Here is a 6,362-nt window from a genome sequence, read left to right as displayed (position 1 = left end):
CGTCATGACCTCTTACACCTAGCCAGGTGGCGACGTCGCCGGCCCCGGAACCCCTCACTCCCGGTCCGGGCCACCCGTGCCCGGCCGCGGCGCGTCCCGGCGGGCGTCGGCGCGGGCCTCGCGGCGATCCAGCAGCGACGCCGGCCGCACGGCCGCCGTCGGGAAGCGCCGTGCGACGGCGTCCAGGGCGGCCTCGGCACCGGCCCAGTCGCCCGCCTCCGACGCCTCGCCCTCCGTCCCCCAGGCGGGACCGCCGAAGAGCGCCTCCTGGGCCGGGGGCTGATCGGCCTCGTCCCCGAGGCGCTCGGCGCGCACGCCCACGAGCCGGACCGGATGCGGCCGTTCGGCGTGCAGCTCGCGGACGAGTCGCCGCGCCGGGCCGAGGAGGTCGTGGCCCGTGGCGGTCGGCCGGGCGAGGCGGGCGGTGCGGCTGCGGACCGACCCGTCCGGCGCCTTGAGGCGGACTGTGACCGCGCCGGCGGTGACCTGCTCCGCACGCAGCCGGGCCGCGACCCGGTGGCACAGGCGCAGGACCTCCGGGTCGACGCCCGCGACGTCGACGGGGTCGACGTCGAAGGTGTGGTCCGCCCCGATGCTGCGGGCCGCCGGGCGCGGGGCGACGGGGCGCGGGTCGATGCCCCGGGCGAGCGACGCCCACTCCCGGCCGGCGGCCCCGAACGACGCCTCCAGCCGCGCGGGGTCCACCCGGGCGAGGTCACCGATGGTCGCCACCCCCCGCCGGGCGAGCCGCTCGGCCGCCTTGGGGCCCACGCCCCACAGCCGGCCCACGGGCAGCGGATGAAGGAAGTCCAGGGTGCGCTCCGGCGGCACGATCAGCAGACCGTCGGGCTTGGCCGCGGTGGACGCCGTCTTGGCCACGAACTTCACGGCCGAGCCCCCCACGGTGCACGGCAGCCCCAGCTCGGAGCGGACGCGCTCCCGGATCAGGTGGCCGATGTGCTCGGGCGGGCCGAGCCGACGGCGCGCGCCGGCGACGTCGAGGAACGCCTCGTCCACGCTGAGCTGCTCCATCACGGGGGTCACGTCCGCGAGCACGGCCATCACCTCGGCGGAGACGGCCCGGTAGAGCTGCTGGCGCGGCGGGATGACCACGAGGGGCGGGCACAGGGCGCGGGCGTGCGCCAGCGGCATCGCCGAACGGACCCCGTAGGCCCGCGCCGCGTACGAGGCGGAGAGCACCACGGACCGACCGCTCGGGGCGGCGACGGCGGCGGGACGGCCCTCGAGGTCGGGCCGTTCGCGCAGCTCGACGGACAGGAAGAACGCGTCCATGTCCACGTGGAGGATCGTCGCCTCATCGCGGGGTGCAGCGGGCGCGGTCTCGGACATGGACCGAGCCTATCCGGGACCGGCGATCCGTCGCGCGGCGCGGCTAGGGTGGGGCCATGCCCGCCGACGTCGCCGTCCCCCGCCCCCGTCCCGCCGACCAGGACCGCTTCCGCGCCGCCGTCGCCGACGCCCTCGACCGCCTGCTGGCGGAGCACCGGGACCTCGCCCGGGACGTCCACCCGCTGACCGCGCCCCTCGTGGACGCGATCGCGGACCTGACCGCGGGCGGCAAGCGCCTGCGCGCCGTCCTGGCCTGGCTCGGCTGGCGGGCGGCCGGTGGCGAGGCGGAGGACCCCCGCATCGCCGAGGCGGGGGCGGCGTTCGAGCTGTTCCAGGCCGCGGCGCTGATCCACGACGACATCCTCGACCGCTCGGACACCCGCCGCGGGATGCCCAGCGTGCACCGCCGCTTCGAGTCCCTCCACCGGGAGGCGGGCTGGCGCCACGCCGCGGAGCACTTCGGCGTCTCCGCCGCGATCCTCGCCGGCGACGTCGCCCTGGGGATGAGCGAGACGGCCTTCGCGCGTGTCCTCGCCGGCACCCCCCGGGAGGACCGGGCGCGGGCCGAGCTCGAGCGGATGCGCTTCGGGGTGATGGCGGGTCAGTACCTCGACGTGGTGGCCGAGATGGCCCCGGCGGCGCGCGATGCCCGCGAGGCCGAGGCGGCCGCCGAGGCGGTCGTGGAGCACAAGTCGGCGCGCTATTCGGCCGTGCACCCGCTCGCCCTCGGTGGGCTGCTGGCGGGGGCGGACGACGGGCTGGTGACCGCGTTCGCCCGGGTGTCGCTGCCGTTCGGCATGGCCTTCCAGTACCGGGACGACCTGCTCGGCGTGTTCGGCGATCCGGCGACCACGGGCAAGCCCGCGGGCGACGACCTGCGGGAGGGGAAGCAGACGGTGCTCATCGCCCGCGCCGTCGAGCTGCTCGCCCCGGACGAGGCCGCCGCGCTCGACGCGGACCTCGGCGACCCGGACCTCGGCGCGGACCGGGTGGCCCACTGGCAGGGCGTCCTCGAGGCGTGCGGCGCGCGCCGGGCCGTCGAGGAGCGGGTCGCGGCGCTCTCGCATGAGGCGGCCGGGGCCGTGGCGGGCCTGCTCGCGCACGGCGTCCCCGAGGACGTGAGCGCCGAGCTCACGCGGCTGATCGACGCCTACACGTCGCGCCGCCACTGAGCGGCACGGACCCCGCGGGCGGATGACCGCCCGCGGGGCCGGCTCACCAGGCCAGGGCCTGGGCGCGGCGCCGGATCTCGGTCTTCCGGCCGTCCCGGAGTGCGTCGATGGGCCGGCCGGGCAACGACTCGTCCTCGGTGAACAGCCAACGGAGGGCCTCCTCGTCGGAGAAGCCGGCGTCGGCCAGCAGCACGAGCGTGCCCTGCAGGGAGTCGAGCACGCCGGTCTCGGTGAGGAACAGGGCCGGCACGGACCGCACCGCGGGCTCGGGACGACGCACGGCCAGCAGGCGGCGATCATGCACGAGGTTGTGGACGCGGGTCACGCGCTGGTCGAGGTGTTCCGCCACGTCGGGCACGGAGAGCCACTCGCCCACGAGGGCGTCGAGCTCGGCGGGGATCGCGTCAGCGGGGACCGGGGTGTCGGAGGAAGTGGTGCTCACGGGCGCCAGCCTACGTGGCCGCCGACGGGCCCGGCCCACCGCGCTCCGGACGGCATGGATCTCGGTATGGTCACGAAGATCACATTCCGATAACATCGCCGAGGCTCCACGGCCGGGCGCCGACGTCGTCGGTCGACCGCGGGGGCCACGGGTCCCACCCGTCACTTCCCCGTCGTGTTCCATCCGTCCGATCCGATGCCGAGGTCTGCCGTGTCCCACACCCCCGTCCGCTCCCGCCGCCTGCGCTCCGTCCTGACCGGCAGCGCGGTGCCCCTGCTGCTGCTCACCGCTCTGCCCACCCAGGCCCACGCCCAGGAGGCGGCGGTGCACACCGTGCGCCCGGGCGACACCCTCACCCGGATCTCGGCCGCCCGCGGCGTCTCCGTCGCCGACCTGCTGCGGTTCAACGGCCTGGGCCTGGAGACCGTGCTCTACCCGGGTGACGAGCTCCGCTTGACCGGCGAGGCGGCCCCGGCCCCGGCCGCCGGGACCTACACGGTGCAGCCGAACGACGGGTGGTGGATCATCGCCCGCCGCACCGGCGTCTCCGCCGCGCAGCTGCAGCGCCTCAACGGCATGAGCGCGTCGAGCATGCTCCACCCGGGCATGGTCCTCACCACGCAGCGCACGGCCCCCGCGCCGAAGGCCCCCACGTCGACCACCCCGGCCACGACCCCGGCCTCCGCGCCGGCGTCGACGGCCCCGGCGGCGGCCGGCGGGACGGTCCGGTACACCGTGGTCTCCGGCGACTCCCTCTGGGGGATCTCCCAGCGGTTCGAGGTCTCCATCCCCCGTCTGCGCGAGCTCAACGGCCTGACGCGGGCCTCGACGCTGCACCCCGGCGACGTGCTCGTGATCTCCGACGCCACCCTCGAGGTGGAGCCGGTCTCCGGCGTCCAGGTGGTCGGCGACACCTTCCTCGGGCGCACCTACGCGCCGCACGTCACGGCCTCGGCGAACGAGAACCTGCGCCTGCTGCGCTCCGTCCCGCAGCCCACCCCCGAGCAGATGCAGCAGATCGTCCGCGAGACCGCCGAGCGGATGGGCGTGGACCCCCGCCTGGCCCTGGGCCACGCGTACACCGAGTCCCGCTTCCGCATGGCCTCGGTCTCCCCCGGCAACGCCGTGGGGGCGATGCAGGTCATCCCGATCACGGGCGAGTTCGCCTCGGAGCTGGTGGGCCGCGAGCTGAACCTGCTGGACCCCTACGACAACGCGGTGGCCGGCGTCGCGTTCATCAAGTACGTGCAGGACCGCACCCCCACCCTCGACCAGGGCATCGGGGCCTACTACCAGGGCCTCGGCGGAGTGCTGGACAGCGGCCTGAACCCGGAGGCACGGGACTACGTGGCCAAGGTGCGTGCCGCGATGGCGATGTTCTGATCCGCCGGCGGCGGACCGCCCCGAGGGGGTCCGCCGCCTGTCCTACCCTGGGACGATGAGCAGCGCACGCCGGGACCCCCTCGTGGGGGGCATCGTCGACGGCCGCTACCGGGTCGTCGAGCGGCTGGCCCGGGGCGGCATGTCCACCGTCTACCTGGCCGTGGACGAGCGTCTCGACCGCGAGGTGGCGCTCAAGGTCATGCATCCGCACCTGGCGGAGGACCCCGTCCTGGTCGGCCGGTTCGAGCAGGAGGCCAAGACGGCGGCGCGGCTGTCCCATCCGCACGTCGTCGCGGTCCTGGACCAGGGCCACACCGAGGCCGAGGACGGCGACGTGCTGGCCTACCTCGTGATGGAGCACGTGCCCGGCCGCACGCTGCGCACCGTCATCCGGGACCGTGCCCCGCTCTCACCCCGGGAGGCGCTGCGGTTCCTGCGGCCGCTCGTCGACGGCCTGGCCGCCGCGCACCGCGCCGGGCTGGTGCACCGGGACGTGAAGCCGGAGAACGTGCTCGTCCGCGACGACGGCCGGGTGACGGTCGCGGACTTCGGCCTGTCCCGCGCCGCCACGGCCCACACCATGGCCGGGCAGGCCGTCGTGGGCACGCCCGCCTACCTCGCCCCCGAGCACATCGCCGGGGCGCCCGCCGACGCCCGCTCCGACGTGTACGCCGTGGGCATCATCCTGTTCGAGCTGCTCACGGGCCGCCAGCCGTACACCGCGGCGACCGCGCTGCAGGTCGCCTACCGCCATGTCCACGAGCGGGTCCCCGTGCCGTCCACGCTGCACCCCGGGCTCCCCGAGGACCTCGACGACCTCGTGCTGTGGTGCACCGAGCCGGACCCGGCCGACCGGCCCGCCGGTGCCGGCGAGCTCCTGCACCGCATCGACGCCGTGGCGGCGGGCCTGGACCCCGACGAACCGGACCGCAGCCCCGCCGCGCAGCCCGCCGAGGGCCCGGGCGCGGACCCGGCGGTGGCCGCCCCCGCCGCCGATGGCCCCGAGGACGCAGCCCCGGACGGGAACCTGGAGACCCGGGCCCTCGACGCCGGCGACCACCACGCGACGCGCGTGCTCCCCGCCCTGGCCGAGTCCGACCTCGACGCGGACATGACCGACGTCATCGACACCCGTGCGGCGACGCGCGGGGCCGACCGGCGGCCCGCCGCGCGCCCGGCGGAGCCGATCGGCCCGCTCGCGGTCGACCCCGCTCCGGCGGACCGGCATCCGGGGCGCGAGTCCCCGCGGCGGCTGCGTCGGGCGGCCCGCCGCCCCGCCCTCGACCTCGGCCAGGGCACCGGCCGGGCCGCGGCGATCGGCGCGGCCGTGACCCTGCTGCTCACCGGCGTCGCCCTGCTGCTGGGCTGGACGCTGGGCTCCGGCGGCCTCGGAGTCGGTGGCGTGGCGGTGGTCCCCGACCTCGACGGGCTGGCCCGGGAGGCGGCGGAGGAACGGCTGACCGCCGCGGGCTTCACCGCGGCGGTCACGGCCCGGCACGACGAACTCCGCACGGAGGGCACGGTCGTCGCCAGCTCGCCCGCGGCCGGGGAGCCGGCGGGGCGCGGCACCCCCGTCGAGCTCACCGTCTCCGCCGGCCCCGCGCCGGTGCCGGTGCCGGACCTGACCGGCGTCGTGATCCGGCGGGCCCACGGCGTGGCCCGGGACGCCCGATTCACCGTGGAGGTCGCGGAGCGCCGCACCGATCCCGCGGTGCCGGCCGGGGCCGTGATCGAGCAGCACCCGGCCCCCGGCGAGCAGGCGACGCCGGGCACCGCGGTCCGCGTGGTGCTCTCCGAAGGCCGCGCCGTGCGCCCGGTGCCGGACGTGACCGGGCAGGATCCGGAGATGGCGGGCACGACGCTGGCGGACGACGGCTGGGACGCCCGCGTGCATCGCCTGCCGCTGCCGCTCTCCGGCCGGGGCGAGTCCCGGGTCCTGCACCAGTCCCCCGCCGCCGGGACCGCCCTGCCCGAGGGCACCGCGGTCCACGCCTGGGTCGGCTGAGCCGGGGCGT

5 protein-coding genes are annotated in these 6,362 nt (G+C 76.9%); 3 read left to right on the top strand and 2 right to left on the bottom strand.

What is annotated here, in order from left to right; genetic code table 11:
- Positions 1-54: 54 nt before the first annotated feature.
- Positions 55-1,350 (bottom strand): DNA polymerase IV, encoded by a 1,296-nt coding sequence (gene dinB, locus SJ20_RS07480; protein ID WP_044659491.1) that lies wholly within the window; start codon positions 1,348-1,350, stop codon positions 55-57.
- A gap of 56 nt (positions 1,351-1,406) precedes the next feature.
- Here dinB and SJ20_RS07475 point away from each other — a divergent pair, with 56 nt between their 5' ends.
- Entirely contained in the window at positions 1,407-2,522 is a 1,116-nt protein-coding gene (locus SJ20_RS07475; RefSeq protein ID WP_002854581.1) for a polyprenyl synthetase family protein, read from the top strand.
- A gap of 43 nt (positions 2,523-2,565) precedes the next feature.
- Here SJ20_RS07475 and SJ20_RS07470 read toward each other — a convergent pair whose 3' ends face one another.
- Positions 2,566-2,964, bottom strand: a complete 399-nt coding sequence (locus SJ20_RS07470; RefSeq protein WP_044659490.1) for an Rv2175c family DNA-binding protein — start codon at positions 2,962-2,964, stop codon at positions 2,566-2,568.
- Positions 2,965-3,174: 210 nt separating this feature from the next.
- Between SJ20_RS07470 and SJ20_RS07465 the strand changes: the two genes are divergently transcribed.
- On the top strand, positions 3,175-4,347 hold the full coding sequence (locus tag SJ20_RS07465; protein WP_044659489.1) for a LysM peptidoglycan-binding domain-containing protein: 1,173 nt from the start codon (positions 3,175-3,177) through the stop codon (positions 4,345-4,347).
- Between the two features lie 55 nt (positions 4,348-4,402).
- Positions 4,403-6,352 carry a Stk1 family PASTA domain-containing Ser/Thr kinase gene (gene pknB, locus SJ20_RS07460; RefSeq protein WP_235281274.1) on the top strand — a complete coding sequence of 650 codons (1,950 nt, stop codon included), beginning with the start codon at positions 4,403-4,405 and terminating at the stop codon, positions 6,350-6,352.
- The last annotated feature ends 10 nt before the right edge of the window (positions 6,353-6,362 follow it).

Origin of the sequence: Micrococcus sp. MS-ASIII-49, assembly GCF_000946635.1 — a bacterium.
Taxonomy (GTDB): Bacteria; Actinomycetota; Actinomycetes; order Actinomycetales; family Micrococcaceae; genus Micrococcus; species Micrococcus luteus.
The sequence above is the reverse complement of the archived record's forward strand: the minus strand, read 5'-3'. Positions and strand labels throughout refer to the sequence as shown.

Bases quoted from the DNA above. Each gene is read 5' to 3' on its own strand.
- dinB (WP_044659491.1), bottom strand. From the start codon at position 1,350: ATGTCCGAGACCGCGCCCGCTGCACCCCGCGATGAGGCGACGATCCTC.
- SJ20_RS07475 (WP_002854581.1), top strand. From the start codon at position 1,407: ATGCCCGCCGACGTCGCCGTCCCCCGCCCCCGTCCCGCCGACCAGGAC.
- pknB (WP_235281274.1), top strand. From the start codon at position 4,403: ATGAGCAGCGCACGCCGGGACCCCCTCGTGGGGGGCATCGTCGACGGC.